This is a genomic window from Mycobacterium sp. M26 (assembly GCF_001494595.1).
GTDB lineage: Bacteria > Actinomycetota > Actinomycetes > Mycobacteriales > Mycobacteriaceae > Mycobacterium.
Genome location: NZ_LN929908.1, coordinates 3,329,715 through 3,346,557, shown reverse-complemented (window position 1 = coordinate 3,346,557; position 16,843 = coordinate 3,329,715). Strand labels below are relative to the sequence as shown.

General features: G+C 67.1%; 18 protein-coding genes. 13 read left to right on the top strand and 5 right to left on the bottom strand.

All coding sequences use genetic code 11. The features are described from left to right. Positions 1–21 precede the first annotated feature (21 nt). The 5 genes from BN3385_RS25335 (at position 22) to BN3385_RS25315 (ending at position 4,374) form a co-directional block, all read left to right on the top strand. The gene (locus BN3385_RS25335) at positions 22–1,407 is read left to right on the top strand and encodes a glutamine synthetase family protein (protein WP_059021062.1); all 1,386 of its coding nucleotides are present in this window, start codon (positions 22–24) and stop codon (positions 1,405–1,407) included. Continuing rightward, a complete protein-coding gene (locus tag BN3385_RS25330; RefSeq protein WP_059021060.1) occupies positions 1,404–2,108 on the top strand; it encodes an ABC transporter substrate-binding protein in 705 nt (234 codons plus the stop codon). The genes BN3385_RS25335 and BN3385_RS25330 overlap by 4 nt, the downstream gene beginning before the upstream one ends. Positions 2,109–2,211: 103 nt before the next feature. After that, positions 2,212–2,940: a gamma-glutamyl-gamma-aminobutyrate hydrolase family protein gene (locus BN3385_RS25325; protein WP_502688092.1), complete on the top strand. Its 729-nt coding sequence runs from the start codon at positions 2,212–2,214 to the stop codon at positions 2,938–2,940. Further along, positions 2,937–3,716, top strand: a complete 780-nt coding sequence (locus tag BN3385_RS25320; RefSeq protein ID WP_059021058.1) for a gamma-glutamyl-gamma-aminobutyrate hydrolase family protein — start codon at positions 2,937–2,939, stop codon at positions 3,714–3,716. The genes BN3385_RS25325 and BN3385_RS25320 overlap by 4 nt, the downstream gene beginning before the upstream one ends. 166 nt (positions 3,717–3,882) lie before the next feature. Then, complete coding sequence (locus BN3385_RS25315) at positions 3,883–4,374, top strand: 2-isopropylmalate synthase (protein WP_059021056.1); 492 nt, start codon at positions 3,883–3,885, stop codon at positions 4,372–4,374. Positions 4,375–4,419: 45 nt separating this feature from the next. Here BN3385_RS25315 and BN3385_RS25310 read toward each other — a convergent pair whose 3' ends face one another. Then, positions 4,420–5,904 carry a cytochrome P450 gene (locus BN3385_RS25310; RefSeq protein WP_059021054.1) on the bottom strand — a complete coding sequence of 495 codons (1,485 nt, stop codon included), beginning with the start codon at positions 5,902–5,904 and terminating at the stop codon, positions 4,420–4,422. Between the two features lie 135 nt (positions 5,905–6,039). Here BN3385_RS25310 and BN3385_RS25305 point away from each other — a divergent pair, with 135 nt between their 5' ends. Both BN3385_RS25305 and BN3385_RS25300 read left to right on the top strand, forming a co-directional pair. Continuing rightward, positions 6,040–6,678, top strand: a complete 639-nt coding sequence (locus BN3385_RS25305; protein WP_156432880.1) for a TetR/AcrR family transcriptional regulator — start codon at positions 6,040–6,042, stop codon at positions 6,676–6,678. A gap of 4 nt (positions 6,679–6,682) precedes the next feature. Further along, positions 6,683–7,552 carry an SDR family oxidoreductase gene (locus BN3385_RS25300; protein ID WP_059021050.1) on the top strand — a complete coding sequence of 290 codons (870 nt, stop codon included), beginning with the start codon at positions 6,683–6,685 and terminating at the stop codon, positions 7,550–7,552. Positions 7,553–7,555: 3 nt separating this feature from the next. On the opposite strand, the gene BN3385_RS25295 is transcribed toward BN3385_RS25300, so the two are convergent. Both BN3385_RS25295 and BN3385_RS25290 read right to left on the bottom strand, forming a co-directional pair. Beyond that, entirely contained in the window at positions 7,556–8,602 is a 1,047-nt protein-coding gene (locus BN3385_RS25295) for a DNA polymerase IV (RefSeq protein ID WP_059022412.1), read from the bottom strand. Further along, positions 8,599–9,201, bottom strand: a complete 603-nt coding sequence (locus tag BN3385_RS25290; RefSeq protein ID WP_059022411.1) for a TetR/AcrR family transcriptional regulator — start codon at positions 9,199–9,201, stop codon at positions 8,599–8,601. The genes BN3385_RS25295 and BN3385_RS25290 overlap by 4 nt, the downstream gene beginning before the upstream one ends. 88 nt (positions 9,202–9,289) lie before the next feature. Here BN3385_RS25290 and BN3385_RS25285 point away from each other — a divergent pair, with 88 nt between their 5' ends. From BN3385_RS25285 to ygiD, 6 genes are all read left to right on the top strand, one after another. Then, positions 9,290–9,832: an NADPH-dependent FMN reductase gene (locus BN3385_RS25285; protein WP_059021049.1), complete on the top strand. Its 543-nt coding sequence runs from the start codon at positions 9,290–9,292 to the stop codon at positions 9,830–9,832. 457 nt (positions 9,833–10,289) lie between these two features. After that, on the top strand, positions 10,290–10,529 hold the full coding sequence (locus tag BN3385_RS25280; protein WP_059021046.1) for a redoxin NrdH: 240 nt from the start codon (positions 10,290–10,292) through the stop codon (positions 10,527–10,529). A 27-nt stretch (positions 10,530–10,556) separates the two neighbouring features. Continuing rightward, the gene (nrdI, locus tag BN3385_RS25275; RefSeq protein WP_059021045.1) at positions 10,557–11,039 is read left to right on the top strand and encodes a class Ib ribonucleoside-diphosphate reductase assembly flavoprotein NrdI; all 483 of its coding nucleotides are present in this window, start codon (positions 10,557–10,559) and stop codon (positions 11,037–11,039) included. Next, positions 11,006–13,171, top strand: a complete 2,166-nt coding sequence (gene nrdE / locus BN3385_RS25270; protein ID WP_082690635.1) for a class 1b ribonucleoside-diphosphate reductase subunit alpha — start codon at positions 11,006–11,008, stop codon at positions 13,169–13,171. Before nrdI ends, nrdE begins: the two co-directional genes overlap by 34 nt. A gap of 143 nt (positions 13,172–13,314) precedes the next feature. Continuing rightward, a complete protein-coding gene (locus tag BN3385_RS25265) occupies positions 13,315–14,202 on the top strand; it encodes a phytanoyl-CoA dioxygenase family protein (protein WP_059021042.1) in 888 nt (295 codons plus the stop codon). 62 nt (positions 14,203–14,264) lie between these two features. Further along, the gene (gene ygiD, locus BN3385_RS25260) at positions 14,265–15,041 is read left to right on the top strand and encodes a 4,5-DOPA-extradiol-dioxygenase (RefSeq protein WP_059022410.1); all 777 of its coding nucleotides are present in this window, start codon (positions 14,265–14,267) and stop codon (positions 15,039–15,041) included. Positions 15,042–15,051: 10 nt separating this feature from the next. Here the strand turns inward: ygiD and BN3385_RS25255 are convergent, their stop codons facing one another. Together BN3385_RS25255 and BN3385_RS25250 are read right to left on the bottom strand one after the other, a co-directional pair. Then, on the bottom strand, positions 15,052–15,540 hold the full coding sequence (locus tag BN3385_RS25255) for a hypothetical protein (RefSeq protein WP_059021040.1): 489 nt from the start codon (positions 15,538–15,540) through the stop codon (positions 15,052–15,054). Positions 15,541–15,584: 44 nt separating this feature from the next. Beyond that, positions 15,585–16,763 carry a geranylgeranyl reductase family protein gene (locus BN3385_RS25250; RefSeq protein WP_059021038.1) on the bottom strand — a complete coding sequence of 393 codons (1,179 nt, stop codon included), beginning with the start codon at positions 16,761–16,763 and terminating at the stop codon, positions 15,585–15,587. Between the last annotated feature and the right edge of the window lie 80 nt (positions 16,764–16,843).

The window sequence follows — 16,843 nt, the reverse complement described above, 5'->3', positions numbered from 1 at the left end:
CCGGCCACCGAAAGGATCCCGATGAGCACCACTGCACTGGACGTCCACCGCCAGGCCAACGCCACGAGCCCCGACCTGGCCGCCGCGCTGGCGACCATCTCCGAGCGAGGTGTGGAATTCGTCTACTTCCAGGCGATCACCATCACCGGCCGCGTCGTGGGCAAGGTGGCCCCGGCCCGGCACTTCGAACGGCTCGCCGTCAAAGGCGTGCAGCAGCACCAGACCGCGGTGGCAAATCTGCAGGGCACCCGGGGGGGCATCCTGCTCGCCGGCGGGGTGAACGCCCCTGAGTACACCGCACTGCCGGACCTGGACACCTTCGCGGTGCTGCCGTGGGACACCAGCTTCGCCCGGGTGTTCTGCCGGCTCTATGAACCCGACCATCTGCCCGAGGGGGCGGGCACGGAGTTCGCCTCGGACACCAGGGGACTGCTGCGCCGGCTGCACGCCGGATTCACCGACCGGACCGGCCTGGAGCTGCGGACCGGATGCGAACCCGAGATGACCTGGCAGGGTGAGGGTTTGGAGGCCCAGTTCCGGCCGGGATCCAGCCCGGCGTACCACATCGAGCATCTCGAGCGGAACCGCCCGATCGTCAAGAAGGTCATCGAGTACGCCCAGGCGCTCGGCCTGGACATGGTCGAAGGCGACTACGAGGACGAGTTCCAGGTGGAGCTCAACTTCATGTACGACCGCGCCGACCTCACCGCCGACCGGCTCACCACCTACCGGCAGATCTGCAAGCAGGTAGCCCGTGAGCTCGGCATCCAGGCGAGCTTCATGCCCAAACCGCGAACGGGCATGATGGGCAACGGTTGTCACCACAACTTCAGCCTCTGGCGTGACGACGTGAACGTGCTGGCCGAACCGGGCCGCCGCGACCTGCACCTCTCCGAGATCGGCAAGCACGCCCTGGGCGGTCTGCTGGCCCACACCGCCGGCGCGATGCTGATCAACGGCTCGACGGTGAACTCCTACAAACGGTATTGGGACGCCGGCCAATTCGCACCGTCTCGGATCGACTGGGGTCTGGACAACAAGACCTGCACGGTGCGGCTGTCGACCGTGGGGCGGCTGGAGTACAAGCTGCCCGACGCCGCCGTCAATCCCTACCTGTCGCACGCGGTGATCCTGGCCGCCTGCGAGGACGGCATGAAGAACGCCATCGATCCCGGGCCGCCGACACAGGGATCCTCGTACGACACTCCGCAGGACGACCGGTTCCCCGCGCTGCCGCTGACCCTCGGCGAGGCGATCGAGGCGTTCCGGGCCGACGACCTGCTGACCTCAACCTTCGGGCCCGCGCTGTCTGAGTTGCTCGTCGACTTCCACGCCGACGAGTGGGCCCGATTCTGTGGATACGTCACCGATTGGGAGCGAGATATGTACTGGGATGACACACCGTGACCGCGCCGCTGCGATTGGCCTGCCTCGATGCCGAAGCGCCGCCGCTGTTTTCGCTGTGGACGCCGGAACACGGGCGCACCGGCTATGAGCCCGGGGTGGCCGAGGCGCTCGGCGCCGAACTCGGCAGGCCGGTGGAATGGGTACGGGTGCCGTGGGTCGACATGATCCCGGCGGTGCAGCGCGGGGACGCCGACGCGGTGCTGTGCGGCCAGGGCATCACCGCCGAGCGGCAGGCCCAGGTCGACTTCACCCGGCCGTACGCGGTCTTCCACGAAGGCGTGCTGGTGCGCCGAGGTGCGGGCATCCACAGCCCGCAGGATCTGGTGGACCGGAAGGTGGCGGCGATCGAGAACAGCACCAACATGACGCTGGCGCAGACTTTCGCCGGGGCGATCCCGGTGGCGTTCGGCGCGGGATCCGACGACGTCTACGCCGACATGCTGGCCGCACTGCTCGCCGGTGAGGTCGATGCCGTCATCGACGACGACGTGGTCTTCGTCCCGCTCGGTGCCACCCACCCCGACTACGAGTTGGCGTTCACCGTGCAGACCGCGAACAAGTGGGGCATCGCGGTGGCCAAGGACCGGCCGGACACCCTGGCCGAGATCGACGGTGCACTGGGCCGGCTGATCGATTCCGGAACGCTGCGCAACGTGTGGACCACCTGGCTGCCGACCCTCGACTACCCGTTCGGGCAGTGAGGCACCCACGGCCACTGGTGGCCGTGGTCGGGCAGCGCTGCACGCAGGTGCCGATCCTGCGGTTCTCGGCAACCCTTGCCGCCGAGGCGATCTGCGAAGCGGTGTGGGCGGCCGGCGGGGAACCGGCGGTGCTGCACGGCCCGGCCGCCGATCCCTGCGTCGACCTGCCGCATCGGCTGGCGCGGTTCGACGGTGTGGTGCTGCCCGGCGGGAAGCGGGGTGGGCGGCCGGCGGGGAACCGGCGGTGCTGCACGGCCCGGCCGCCGATCCCTGCGTCGACCTGCCGCATCGGCTGGCGCGGTTCGACGGTGTGGTGCTGCCCGGCGGGGCCGATGTCGAGCCCCAGCGCTACGGTGCCGAGCCGATGCCGCAGACCCGGGCAGGATTGGCGTTCCAGGACGAGTTCGACCTGGGCGTCATCGCCGCGGTGCTGGACCTGGGCACACCGACCCTCGCCATCTGCCGGGGCATGCAGGTCCTCAACGTGATGCTCGGTGGCACCCTGGTCCAGCACGTACCGGAAACAACCACTGCACACCACAATTCGGTCCACGACATCGCCGTCTACAAGGGGTCGCGCCTGCACAACATCGTCGGCGCGGCGAGTATCGAAGTGTCGTCCTACCACCATCAGGCCCTCGGACAGCTGGGCCGCGGCCTGACCGTCAGCGCCACAGCCGCCGACGGTGTCGTGGAGGCCGTGGAGCACCGCGACGCCGACGTGCTGGCCGTGCAGTGGCATCCCGAAGACCGTCACACCACCTCGAAATCCGATGCCGCCCTGTTCGCCGACCTCGTCGACCGGGCCGCCACACGAAAGCAGGAACGATGACCACCGACTGCCGGGTACGCCGCGAGGACGTCCTACCCGACCTGCCGATGCCGCAGACGCCCCGGGCGCACATCTGCGTGCTCGGCTCGCTGAACTACCCCGATATCAGCGCCGCCGACGTCGACCTGATCCGGCGGTTCACCCGGGTCGCGCTGACCACCCTGGTCGACCTCGGCGCATCCTTCGAGCTCTGGGACACCGGCTCGGCACTCGACAATCCCTCGGCGGCAGCCGAATTCGACGGTCTGCTGCTGCTCGGCGGGGGCGATATCGACGGCCGCTGCTACGGGTCCAGCGCGCAGAACCCGACCACCTACGGCGTCGACGCCCGCGCCGACCGCGACGCGTTGGACGCGATCGCTGCCGCCGAGGCCGCGGGCCGGCCGATCTTCGGCATCTGCCGCGGGTCGCAACTGCTCAACGTCGCGCGCGGCGGCACGATCATCCCCGACATCGTCGACTACACACTGCACCACGGCGCCCCCGGGGAGCCGGAGTTCGTCGACGAGCCGATCGACATCGTGCCGGGCACCCGGCTCGCGTCGATCCTCAACACCACCCGGGTGGTCGGCCGCTCCGGTCACCACCAGGCCGTCGACGCCGTCGGGCGCGGACTCGTGGTCGCGGCCAGGGCGCTGGACGGCATCACCGAGGGGATCGAGGACCCCGATCGGTTCTATCTGGGCGTGCAGTGGCACCCCGAGGACGACGATGGGCCGCAGGCCGACCGGATGCTGCTGTTCGACGCCTTTCTGACCGCCGCTCAGCAGCGGTGAACTCACTTGCAGCGCCTCGGCGACGAGGTCTACCATCGGCGATCGTGCAGCGCGTGCGACTCGTAGTAGCAACCCACAGCGGGGTCTGATCCAGACCGACCCCCCGCTGTGGGTCGGAAGCTACGACGACGTCGGTCATCTCCACCTCTGACGAGAAGACCACCGCATGAGCACCATCACCACCGCCCGCCAGCCGTCGCCGCGGTTCTGTGCGCCCCTGCCGCGCGATCTGCGTGAGGATGCCGACGCGCTGCCCTGGGACGCGTTCGTCGCCCGATACAGCCCGGCCGGCGGCCCGTTGCGGCTCGGCGCCTGGGAGTCCGATCAGCTGGGCCGGCCGTCGAGCAGGCTCGGCCCGCAGGCGTGCGCGTTCCGGGCCACCCTCGCCGTCGGCGACCGCATCGACACGGCGACTGCGCATGCCAGTGGCCCGCTGGCCGCCCTGACGGCGATGCTCCACGAGCGCGGGATCGGCGTCGAGGTGACGTCCTTTCACCAACTGCGGTCCGGTGCCGACATCGCGACATTCATCCGGGGTGCCGACGGCCGCCGTCACCGGTGGGCGATGGGGTGGGCCGCCGACCCCACCGAGTCGGCGCTGCGCGCCGTCATCGCCTGCGCCAACCGCCTCCTCGCCCAAGCCGACGATTCGGCGTGAAAGTGCGAGTAGCGAGCGCCATTTCGTCGATCTCGGCGCGTGCGCTCAGCGCAGCGGACGCAGCACGATCGGCATACCGTCGATCGGCACCGGCATCCCGGCGTAGTCGTAGTGCGCCTGGTAGCCGGGGTGCGGCAACTCCAGCCGGTACTTGCGCAGCAGCCGGTGCATGACGGTCTTGATCTCCAGCTGGCCGAACACCATGCCGATGCACTTGTGCGCGCCGCCACCGAACGGGGCGAAGGCGTACCGGTGCCGCTTGTGCTCGGAACGCGGCTCGGCGAAGCGGTCCGGGTCGAACTTCTCCGGATCGGTCCACAGCTCGGGCAGCCGGTGGTTGAGGCCGGGCCAGATGTTGACGCTGGTACCCGCCGGCACGAAATGCCCCAGCAGCTCGGTGTCGCGGACCGCCTGGCGGACGTTGAACGGCAGCGGGGTGACCATCCGCAGTGACTCGTTGATCACCAGATCGAGGGTCTCCAGCTTCTCCAGCGCCTCGATGTCCAGCGGGCCGTCGCCCAGCCGGGCCGACTCGTCGCGGCAGCGTTCCTGCCAATCCGGGTTGGCGGCAAGCTGATTGGCCATGGTCGTCAGCGTCGACGTCGAGGTGTCGTGGGCGGCCATCATCAGGAAGATCATGTGGTTGACGATGTCTTCGTCGGTGAAGCTGTTGCCGTCCTCGTCGCTGGTCTCGCACAGCACCGCGAGCATGTCGGTGCCGCCGGAGTTGCGGCGCTCCTTGAGCCGCTCGACGAAGTACTCCTCGAGAACCTTGCGGGCCTGCAGACCGCGCCACCACTTGAACGGCGGCACGCTGGTGCGGATGATCGCGCCACCGGCCCGGGTGGTGGTGGTGAAGGCCTGGTTCACCTTGGTCACCAGCTCGTGGTCGGAGCCCGGCTCATGGCCCATGAACACCACCGAGGCGATGTCCAGCGTCAGCTCCTTGACGGCGGGGTGGAACAGGAATCGCGGGTCGTTGGTCGCCCAGTCGCTGGCGATGACGGCCGAGGCCACCCGGTCGATGTGCTCGACGTAGCCGGCCAGCCGGGTGCGGGTGAACGCCTCCTGCATGATCCGGCGGTGGTACATGTGCTCTTCGAAGTCGAGCATCATCAGGCCGCGGTTGAAGAACGGCCCGATCACCGGGTGCCAGCCCTTCTGCGAGAAGTCCTTGTTCTTGTTGGAGAACACGGCCTGGGTGGCGTCCGGGCCGAGGGCGACAACCGCCGGCAGCGCGGGGGAGTAGGCGTAATGCAGCGGCCCGTACTTGCGGTACACCTGCATCAGGTAGTCGGGGCCGCCGCGGAAGGTCTCGATCATGTGGCCCAGCAGCGGCAGGCCCGAGTCGCCCATGATGGTCTTCAGGTCGCTTCCGGCGGGCGGCTCGGCCAGCGGGAACTGCGGCCAGTCCCGCTCACGCAGGCGCTTTTCCACCGCGCCCATCCCGGGGATGGTGTTCAGCGTCGGGGTGAGCCGGCGCTTCGCCTGGTCGAGCAGGTAGTGCGGGGTACTGATCGTGGCCATCAACGCTCCTGGGGAAAGGACGGTAGGACGGATCATGCGGTCCGGCCGGTGCCGGTACCTGAGGTAGCACCATCCTCACCACGACACTTGACGTGTGTCAAGTTTCACTTCGGGCGTGGCGTGGTGCATGGTGAACGGGTGACCGCGCAGCAGCACACCACCGAGGCGCCCCGTCGCCGCGGGGACAAGCAGCGGCATGCCATCGTGCAGGCAGTTCGCGAACTGCTCGAGGAGAAGCCGTTCTCCGAGCTGTCGGTCAGCATGATCAGCGACCGGGCCGGGGTGGCCCGCTCGGGGTTCTACTTCTACTTCGACTCGAAGTACGCGGTGCTGGCGCATCTGATCGGCGAGGCCGGCCAGGAACTCGACGACCTGACCCACTCGTATGCACCGCGTGGTGCCGAGGAGACGCCGACCGCCTTCGCCGAGCGCATGGTCCGCAGCGCCGCCGCGGTCTACGCCCACAACGACCCGCTGATGAGGGCGTGCAACGCCGCCCGGCACACCGACGCTGAGATCCGGGAGATCCTCGACAGCTACAACGAGGCCGTCGTCGCCCAGATCGTGCCGATCGTCGAGGCCGAGATCCGCAATGGCACCGCCGATCCCATCACCGACGACATCCACGGCCTGGTCCGCACCCTGGTGGCCACCACCGGGTTCACCCTGTCCGGGGAGTCGGCCTACCTGGGTCCGGAGCAGGATATGGACGCCGCCGTGCGAATTCTCGAGAAGCTGTGGCTTCGCTCGCTGTGGGGCGGACAGGTCGGCGGCTGATGCGATGACGGGCGATTTCGCCGGCAAGAAGGTGTTCGTCACCGGTGCGGCCAGCGGTATCGGCCGTGCCACCGCGCTACGCCTGGCCCGCAAGGGTGCCGAGTTGTATCTGACCGACGTCAACGCCGACGGTCTGGAGTCGACGGTGGCCGAGGTCCGGGCGCTCGGCGCCGAGGTGCCCGAGTACCGCGCGCTGGACATCTCCGACTACGACGCCGTCGCCCGGTTCGCCGCCGACATCCACACCCGCCACGGCGCGATGGATGTGGTGATGAACATCGCCGGTATCTCGGCGTGGGGGACCGTCGAGCAGCTCACCCACCAGCATTGGCGGTCGATGATCGACGTCAACCTGATGGGCCCGATCCACGTGATCGAGACGTTCCTGCCGCCGATGGTCGCGGCCGGCCGCGGCGGCCACTTGGTCAACGTGTCCTCGGCGGCCGGACTGGTGGCACTGCCCTGGCATGCGGCATACAGCGCCAGCAAGTTCGGGCTGCGCGGCCTGTCCGAGGTGCTGCGCTTCGACCTGGCCCGGCACAACATCGGGGTGTCGCTGGTGGTGCCTGGCGCTGTCGACACACCGCTGGTCCAGACCGTGCATATCGCCGGGGTGGACCGTGAGCACCCCAAGGTGCAACGCTGGGTCAAGCTGTTCAGCGGGCACGCCGTCACCCCGGACAAGGTGGCGGCCTGCATTCTGGTCGGCGTCACTAAGAACCGATTCCTGATCTACACCTCGTCCGACATCCGGGCGCTGTACACCTTCAAGCGGCTGGCTTGGTGGCCCTACAGCGTGGCGATGACGCGGGTCAACGTCTTCTTCACCCGCGCGCTGCGACCGCGCGGCGCGCAGTCACTGCCGCCGGCCTGAGAATCACTGCGGCGCAGCCAATTCCAGGCGCACGCCCAGCAGTCGCACCGGCCGGTCAAGCTCGAAGAGGTCCAGCACCGTCAATGCGGTGCCGGTGATGACGTCGCGGTCGGTGCTCGGCTGTTCGAGCTTGCGGATCTTGGTGCGGGTGTAGAAGGTGTTGGTCCGCACCGTCACGGCCACCCGGGTCACGATGCGGCTGGCGGCGACCACCTCGGCCAGGGCGCGACTCGCCAGATCGACGACGGCGGAGTCCATCTCGGCCCGCTCAGTGAGATCCTGCGGGAAGGTGATGACGTGACTGCGGGAACGCGGCACCCACGGTTCGGCGCTGACCGTCGAGTCCCCGCCGCCCTTGGCCAGCAGCAGTAGCCACAGCCCGGTGCGTGGCCCGAAAGTTCCGGTGAGCAGCTCGGCATCAGTGTTCGCCAGCTGTCGGACGGTCGTGATCTCCAGGGCGGCAAGCTTTTTGGCGGTCTTCGGGCCGACGCTCCACAGCGCGTCGACCGGACGATCGCCCATGACGTCCATCCAGTTCGCGTCGGTCAGGGTGTAGACCCCGTCGGGCTTGCCGAACCCGGTGGCCACCTTGGCGCGCTGTTTGTTGTCGCTGATCCCCACCGAGCAGGACAGCCCGGTCTCCGCGGCGATCTCGGCGCGAATCCGCTCGGCCAGGGCCACCGGGTCGGCGACGTGCGCGCCGACGTAGGCCTCGTCCCAGCCCCACACCTCCACCGGGTGGCCGAGGTCGCGCAGGACACCCATCACCTGATCGGACGCTTCGTCGTAGGCCGCTGGATCCGACGGCAGGAACGTTGCATCGGGGCAGCGCCGCGCGGCGCTGCGCAATGGCATCCCGGCGTGCACACCGAACGCGCGGGCCTCGTAGGAGGCGCAGGTCACCACTTTGCGTGGCTCGGTCGGATCACCGCTGCCACCGACGATGACGGGCAGGCCGACCAGTTCGGGGTGGCGACGCAGTTCGACGGACGCCAGGAACTGGTCGAGGTCCACATGCAGGACCCAGTCACGGGATTCGGTCCCGGTCACGTCCCGCACAGCTTGGTCGCGACGCTGTCCCACGCGGCGGCGAGATCCTCGAGGGCCCGGCCCGGCCCGGCAAGCTCGCGGGCGACGTAGTCCGGATCGAGCAGCGCCAGCAGCGCGTCGGCCTGGGCGTCGACGTCGCCGGTGGTGCCTGCCGCCTGCAGGAGCACCCGGACGTGGGTGCGCATCACCGCGAAGGGGGCGTTGTAGCGGGAGTCGGGGTCGCGGTTGGCTTCGGAGAGCAGTTCACGGTGGGCCTTAACGAAGCGCAGCCGCTCGTGGCCGAAGGCCAGCAGCCGCTGCAGCGGCGGGGCGTCGGGTCCCAGCGGCGGCGGGCCGAACAAATAGGCCTGCTGCAAGGCGCGTTCGTCCTCGTCGAGCAGCACCATCATCAGGCCCGCGCGACTGCCGAAGCGGCGGAACAGGGTGCCCTTGCCGACGCCGGCGGCGCTAGCGATGTCATCCATCGACACCGCCTCGGTGCCCCGCTCGTCGATGAGGGTGCGAGCGGCTTGGAGCAGCAGCAGCCGGTTGCGCGCGGCGTCGCCGCGCTCTTGTGGCGCAGAGAGCGGCAGCCCGCCCACGCCGTCGACCGCTGTCACGTACGCCACTTTAGCTCAAGGTGGAATTAATCGGACCGCAGTCCGGTTACCTCGTGCGAAGATCCGAATACACACGGAAGGAACAGACATGGCGGACATCAAGGTCCTGGTACTGGTAGGCAGCCTGCGGGCGGCGTCGATCAACCGGCAGCTCGCGGAGGCGGCGGTCGAGTCGGCCCCCGAGGGGGTGGCCCTCACCATCTACGAGGGGCTCGGTGAGCTCCCGTTCTATAACGAGGACCTCGATACCGAGGACGCGCCGGCCGCGGTGGCCGACCTTCGTGCCGCGGCCGCCGAGGCCGACGCCACCCTGGTGGTCACCCCCGAATACAACGGCAGCATCCCCGGCGTGCTCAAGAACGCCATCGACTGGCTGTCCCGGCCGTACGGCAACGGCGCGCTCAAGGACAAGCCGCTGGCCGTCATCGGTGCCGCCCTGGGCCAGTACGGCGGGGTATGGGCCCACGACGAGACCCGCAAGTCCTTCGGGATCGCCGGGCCGCGGGTGGTGGAGTCGATCAGCCTGTCGCTGCCGACCCCGACCTTCGACGGCAAGCACCCGCGGGAGGTCGCCGAGGTGTCCGAGGCCGTGCGCGAGGCCGTCGGCAAGCTCGCCGCCGAGGTGGGCTGACCCCGTCATCGCCGAAGCCGCCAGTGAGTCACTCCGACTCACTGGCGGCTTTGCTGTTTCGGGGCCCCCGCCGGCGGCCGCGGACCGAATCTGTCGGTACCCCCTGATAGACCTGGAGTGAGGGTTGTCGGACCGGCGTGTTGTGACATGCGACACGCCGCATCGGGAGGTGGCGGAGTGCTTACGACCTGGGAATTTCAAAATTGTTATTCAGAACATCTTGTATCTCTGTTGGTTGTCGGACACTAGGTGTAGTGTCTGGGAGGCCGAAAGACCACAAGATTCACAGGTTCGCCGGAGCGCCGAAATCGGGACGCAAGTCTCGATTCAGACCACTCCACCAGCCGGGAATTCAGGGGTCCGCAGGTGAGCTGAATATCCGTGAGTGCCTGCGCACAGCCAGTCCCGTAACCGACTTGAGTCCATCTCTATGTTTCGCTGAGGAGCCATACCGAAGATGACCATCACCGTGTACACCAAGCCCGCGTGCGTGCAGTGCAATGCCACCTACAAGGCGTTGGACAAAGAGGGCCTCACCTACGACATCGTCGACATCACCGAGGTGCCCGAGGCGCGTGACTACGTGATGGCCCTGGGCTACCTGCAGGCGCCTGTCGTCGTCGCCGGCAACGATCACTGGTCGGGTTTCCGGCCGGATCGGATCAAGGCGCTCGCCAGTGTCGCGCTGAGCGCCTGACGGCCCAGGCGCCACTGGGAGAACGTGATGAATCCGGATGGCAGCCTGCTCCACGAGAGCCCGGCGCGATTGGTGTACTTCTCCAGCGTTTCGGAGAACACCCATCGCTTCGCGGTCAAGCTGGGGCTGCCCGCCATCCGGATTCCCCTGCACGAGCGCATCGAGGTCGAGCACCCCTACGTGCTGCTGTTGCCGACATACGGCAAGGGCCGCGGGGACAGCCCGACGCTGGACGCCAAGGGCTACGTGCCCAAGCAGGTCATCGCGTTCCTGAACAACCCGCACAACCGTTCCCTGATCCGCGGCGTGATCGGGGCAGGGAACACCCAATTCGGTGCCGAGTACTGCTTTGCGGCCACGCTGGTCTCGCACAAGTGCACGGTGCCGGTACTACACCGCTTCGAAATGATGGGAACCGCAGAGGACGTGGAAGCCGTCCGTGCGGTACTGGCTGAATTCTGGAAGGACGAGGACACGTGCCACCAACGGTCACAGCTGCTGAGCCTGTAGCCCCGACGCACGCGTTGCCGGGGGAGACTGACTACCACGCGCTCAACGCGATGCTGAATCTGTACGACGCCGACGGCAAGATTCAGTTCGAGATGGATCGGCTGGCGGCGCGCCAGTACTTCCTCGAGCACGTCAACCAGAACACGGTGTTCTTCCACAATCAGGACGAGAAGCTCGACTACCTGATCCGGGAGAACTACTACGAGCGTGAGGTGCTGGACAAGTACTCGCGCAACTTCGTCAAGACGCTGATCGACCGCGCGTTCGCCAAGAAGTTCCGCTTCCCGACCTTCCTCGGGGCGTTCAAGTACTACACGTCCTACACGCTGAAGACCTTCGACGGGAAGCGCTACCTGGAGCGCTTCGAGGACCGGGTCGTGATGGTGGCGCTGACCCTGGCCGACGGCGACACGACGCTGGCCGAGAAGCTGGTCGACGAGATCATCGACGGCCGGTTCCAGCCGGCCACCCCGACGTTCCTCAACTCGGGCAAGAAGCAGCGCGGCGAGCCGGTGAGCTGCTTCCTGCTGCGTATCGAGGACAACATGGAATCGATCGGCCGCTCGATCAACTCCGCGCTGCAGCTGTCCAAGCGCGGTGGTGGAGTGGCGTTGCTGCTGACCAACATTCGCGAGCACGGCGCACCGATCAAGAACATCGAGAACCAGAGCTCGGGTGTCATCCCGATCATGAAGCTGCTGGAGGATTCGTTCTCCTACGCCAACCAGCTCGGCGCCCGGCAGGGTGCCGGTGCGGTGTACCTGCACGCCCACCATCCCGACATCTACCGCTTCCTGGACACCAAGCGGGAGAACGCCGACGAGAAGATCCGCATCAAGACGCTGTCGCTGGGTGTGGTCATTCCGGACATCACCTTCGAGCTGGCCAAGCGCAACGAGGACATGTACCTGTTCTCGCCCTATGACGTCGAGCGGGTCTATGGCGTGCCGTTCGCCGACATCTCGGTCACCGAGAAGTACCACGAGATGGTCGACGACGCGCGAATCCGCAAGACCAAGATCAAGGCGCGCGAGTTCTTCCAGACGCTGGCCGAGCTGCAGTTCGAGTCGGGCTACCCCTACATCATGTTCGAGGACACGGTGAACCGGGCCAACCCGATCGACGGCAAGATCACGCACTCCAACCTGTGCTCGGAGATCCTGCAGGTCTCGACACCGTCGGAGTTCAACGAGGACCTGTCGTACTCCAAAGTCGGCAAGGACATCTCCTGCAACCTGGGTTCGCTGAACATCGCCAAGGCGATGGACTCGCCGGACTTCGCGCAGACCATCGAGGTGGCCATCCGCGGTCTGACCGCGGTCAGCGATCAGACCCACATCTGGTCGGTGCCGTCGATCGAACAGGGCAACAACGACTCGCACGCCATCGGCCTCGGGCAGATGAACCTGCACGGATACCTTGCGCGCGAACGGATTTACTACGGGTCAGACGAGGGCGTCGACTTCACGAACATCTACTTCTACACGGTGCTCTACCACTGCTTGCGGGCGTCGAACAAGATCGCCATCGAGCGTGGCACGACGTTCAAGGGCTTTGAGAAGTCGAAGTACGCCAGCGGCGAGTTCTTCGACAAGTACACCGAGCAGGTGTGGGAGCCGGCCACTGCGCGGGTGCGGGAGCTGTTCGACGAGGCGGGGATTCGCATTCCCAACCAGGACGACTGGCTGCGGCTCAAGGAGTCGGTGCAGAAGCACGGCATCTACAACCAGAACCTGCAGGCGGTGCCGCCGACGGGGTCGATCTCCTACATCAACCACTCGACGAGTTCGATCCACCCGATCGCCTCGAAGGTGGAGATCCGCAAGGAAGGCAAGATCGGTCGCGTCTACTACCCGGCGCCTTACATGACCAACGACAACCTGGACTACTACCAGGACGCGTACGAGATCGGCTACGAAAAGATCATCGACACTTACGCCGCGGCCACCCAGCATGTGGACCAGGGGCTGAGTCTGACGCTGTTCTTCAAGGACACCGCCGATACCCGCGAGGTCAACAAGGCCCAGATCTACGCCTGGCGCAAGGGAATCAAGACGCTCTACTACATCCGGCTTCGCCAGATGGCGCTGGAGGGCACTGAGGTGGAGGGTTGCGTGTCCTGCATGTTGTAGGGCATCTCCGTCGAGCGGCCAGTTACTGCACACTTTTCGTCAGAAATCGTGCACTAACTGGCCGTTCGGCATTTCTGGGTGGCGTAACGGGTGCGTGACGCTGTTTTACCTGGTCAACACACGTCGCCGAGATACTGGGTCACATGACCGAGCTGACGCACGTTCCAGCCAGCACATCGGCGGCCGACCTCGCCGACCACCTGCGCCGCGACGGCTACGTCATCGTCGATAACCTGGTCCCAGAGTCGTTGATGGACACCATCTCTGATGAGCTAGCTCCCCATCTCGATGCCACACCGATGGGCTACAACGCGATGATCGGCACCAAGACCCGGCGCACCGGGGCACTCGTCGCCCGCTCGCCGGCCTGCCGCACGCTGATCCAGAACCCGACCATCCTCGGGGTGTGTCACGACTTTCTGGGCCACGCCAGCGCCTTCCAGCTCATGCTCACCCAGGTGATCTCGATCGAGCCGGGCGAGTCCGATCAGGCACTGCACCGCGACCAGAACGCCTTCGACTTCTACCCGTTCCCTGACGACTACCACGTGCAGTGCAACACGCTGTGGGCGATGACCGACTACACCGCCGAGATGGGTGCCACTCGCGTAGTGCCGGGCAGCCAGGTCGGCGACAAGAAGCCCACCGACTATGCCGACGAGGAATGCCTGCAGGCCGAGATGTCGCGCGGATCGGTGTTGCTGTACACCGGCAAGATCGTGCACAGCGGCGCCGCCAACCGCAGCGCCAAGGTCCGCCGCGCCATCAACGTCAACTACTGCGTGGGCTGGGTGCGCCAGGAGGAGAACCAGTTCCTCTCGGTCCCACCGGAAGTCGCACGCACGCTCGACGACGACCTGTTGAAGCTGATCGGCTATCAGGAGGGCGCGTGGGCGATGGGGTACTTCCGCGACTTCGAGGACCCGCTGCGCGCCATCCGGGGCGATGCCGTCGGCTACGGCTTCGACGCGGCCAAGCTCAACGGCAATGCCAGTGCCGCCTACGCCAACCTGGTCACCCACAGCGAGTGACGTGCGTGACCTAACTGGCCACTAGCGGCCGGTAGCGGTTAACTGAACGGATGACCGCCGTGATGCCCGCCGCGTTCATCGGGCACGGCAGCCCGATGAACGCACTGGAGACCAACCGCTACACCGAGGCGTGGCACGCGTTCGGGGAATCGGTGCGCGCGACGCACGGCACACCCCGCGCGATCCTGGCGATCAGCGCCCACTGGTACATCAACGCCAGTGCCGTCACCGCGATGGCCCAGCCGCGCACCATCCATGACTTCTACGGCTTCCCGACCGAACTGTTCGAGATGCAGTACCCCGCACCGGGTCTGCCGGATCTCGCCGACGAGATCGCCGACGTGGTGCAGCCCACCTGGGTCGGTGCCGACGTCGACAGCTGGGGCATCGATCACGGCACCTGGTCGGTGCTGGCGCACGCCTTCCCGGATCACTCGGTGCCGGTGGTGCAGCTGTCGATCAACGCCGAGAAGCCGCTGGATTACCACGTCGAACTCGGCGCCAAGCTGGCGGCGTTGCGCGAGCGTGGCGTCCTGATCGTGTGCAGCGGCAACGTGGTTCACAACCTCGGCGCACTGGAGCCGTCGATGGGGGAGTCCGGTTTCGCCTGGGCGCAGCGTTTCGACGACGCTGCCCGGGCGCAGATCCTCGACGACCCGGCGCAGGCGGCACGGCTGCAGGATGACGGCGACTACCGGGCTGCTGTGCCCACCCCGGACCACTTCATCCCGCTGCTGTACTTCGCGGGTCTGGCGGCCGCGCAGGATGACACCGCCACCGTTATAACGGACGGTTGCGAGTGGGGCTCGCTGTCGATGACGTCCTATGTGCTGAACTGAGCGCCGCTCGTCAGCTGATCAGCTCCGACCAGAACGGCACTGCCCCCGCCTCCCCACTAGAAGCACCGTCGCCGAACGTCGACTCGATGTACGCCAGAAGGTCTGCGCCGCAACAGGTTACGTCGGCCTGATACACCGACAGCACCGGTTGGGCACCCGAACCGCGGCCGGCGGGCAGGTAGCAGTTCGCGTGCACCGGGATCAGCCGCGGCGCCCGCTCCAGGTGATAGCGCGCGCTGCGCAAGGCGTCCTTCATCCGCGCTGGCCGTACACCCCACCCGGCGCCCCAGAAGTCCCGCCACTCCACGGCGAACAGAATTCCGTCCGCCGGCAACTGGAGTCGCTGCTGCAGGCTGCGCCGCGGCGCGTCCCGCCAGTCGGGCCACGAATCACCCACCGGCAGCCCGGCGGACAGAAACGCCCGATGCTCATCGGCGAACTCGACGCCGAACTCGGCTTCGATCCCCGCCACCTCGTCGTCGCTCAGGCCGGGTGCCATCGGCGCGACGCCGAGTTCCCGGAGCCGTTGCGACGCCTGTGCCCCTAGGTGTGCGACGGGCTCTGCTGCTTCTTGTACAGCGACTTGAGCAGGAAGTCGCGGAAGGTGTGATTGTCCAGCAACTTCAGGCCCGTCCCGGCGACCTGCGGGTAGCCGGCCAGCTTGTTGAAGAAGCGGCCGCGCTTGTACTCCCGGCCCCAGGCGGCTTCCATCCGCAGCTGGTAGTTGGTGAAGTCGTCGGGCCCGCCGTTCTCCAGCGCGGCGATCGCGCACTCGCCGGCGGCCAGGCCGGACTCGAGTGCCTTGGAGATGCCCGCGCCGGACACCGGCTTACCCGCACCCAGCGAGTCGCCGGTGAACAGCACGCCCGGACGCCACGGCGGCCACGCGGTGAAGCCCATCGGCAGTCGCCAGGCCCGCACGGTCTTGTTCTTCTTCAGCTCGTCGACCGAGGGCAGCTCCCACTCGCGCGGAAGACTGTTGAGGAAGTCGCCGAAGAAGTGGGTGGCGTTGATCGACTGCCAGTTCTTGTAGCTGTTGACGTAACCGAGGCCGATGTTGAACCGGCCGCCGCCCATCGGGAAGATCCAGCCGTAACCCGGCAGCTGATCACCCTGGAACAACAGCTTGAGGTAGATCTCGAAGCGGTCGGAGTCCGCCCGGTTGGCGTGCATTTCCGAACGGATCGCGATCGCGGAGTAGCCGTTGTAGTCGGAGTCGATCTTCAGGGCCCGCTTGATGGGGGAGTAGGCGCCGTCGGCCGCGATCACCGCGTCGCCGAGGACCTTCTCACCACTCTTGAGGACGACGCCCACCACGCGACCGCGTTCGTCGAACTCCGGCCCGGCCACCTCGGCGCCCTGGCGCACCACCGCGCCGGCGGACTCGGCGTGCTTGAGCAGCAGCGTGTCCAGTTCGGTGCGGCTGGCGGTGTGGCCGTGGTCGGGCATGCCGGGGCGCTTGGGGAACGACAGCTCCCATTCCGACGGCGAGTACACCGTCACGCCGCTGATGCGGTGGAACTGCGACACCTCGTGGGCCAGGCCCATCTTCTGCAGGTAGCTGACGGCGCGGGCGGTCAGGCCGTCACCGCAGGGTTTGTCGCGGGGGAACTCCGCCTTGTCCAGGACCACCACTTTGGCGCCGGTCTGGGCGGCCTGCCACGCGGCGGCGGATCCTGATGGACCGCCGCCGGCAATCACCAGGTCGAATCGCTCGGTCACAACTCCCCGTCTCACTCGATGGCCCGACTTGTCGATGCTAGCCGAGAAAAATGAACCGCTCGCGGTGGGAAAGCCCGCAC